The organism is Vibrio sp. 1288 (genome assembly GCF_033344475.1).
In genome coordinates, this window is the sequence record NZ_JAWPOX010000771.1 from 1 (window position 1) to 608 (window position 608).

Here is a 608-nt window from a genome sequence, read left to right on the forward strand (position 1 = left end):
GCAGAGCTTTCTTTGAATGAACCAAGTTTCGCACGTACTTCTTCTGCGTTGTAATTCGGGAAGTGCGTCATGATACCGACAATCTCAACGCCAGATTGCTTAGCAATCGCAAGGGCTTCTTTTTTGCCGTTTTCTGTCGTCATGTCAATGCCGTTACGACCCATACCGCCGTCGTTAAGCGCAAGGTGAACTTTGACTGCCTTGTTTGCTTTTTTAGAGAGTGCAGCGATCGCCTTTGCTTGAGCAAACGTGCCGATTAGCTCTTCAACATTAAGACCAAGTGCACCTTCAATTTCGCCAATCTCTGCTGAGCGAACACGCATTAATTGACCTTTAAAGCCGCTGTCGCGCACGACTTGTGCTTCTGCATTACTTGCGATCGCTACGCAAGGAATTTGCTGTTCTATGATAGTTGGTATTAAGCCTGCGATACCGTTGCCATAGGCGTCAGCTTTCATCACCGCACAGATTTTAGTCTGGTCACTCATGTGTGACTTAAACTGCTCGATGTTTTGCTTAAACTGACCTAAATCGATTTCTAGCCAAGTGTTGGATGATTGAATTTGACTCTCTTGGTCTAACGTCGTTTGAAGCTGGAGTGGAGCTGC

General features: G+C 46.2%; 1 protein-coding gene. It reads right to left on the reverse strand.

The genetic code is table 11. The features are described from left to right. Positions 1-608, reverse strand: a 608-nt coding sequence (locus tag R8O11_RS29280) for an alanine racemase (RefSeq protein WP_318195130.1), incomplete at both ends; no start/stop codon positions are given.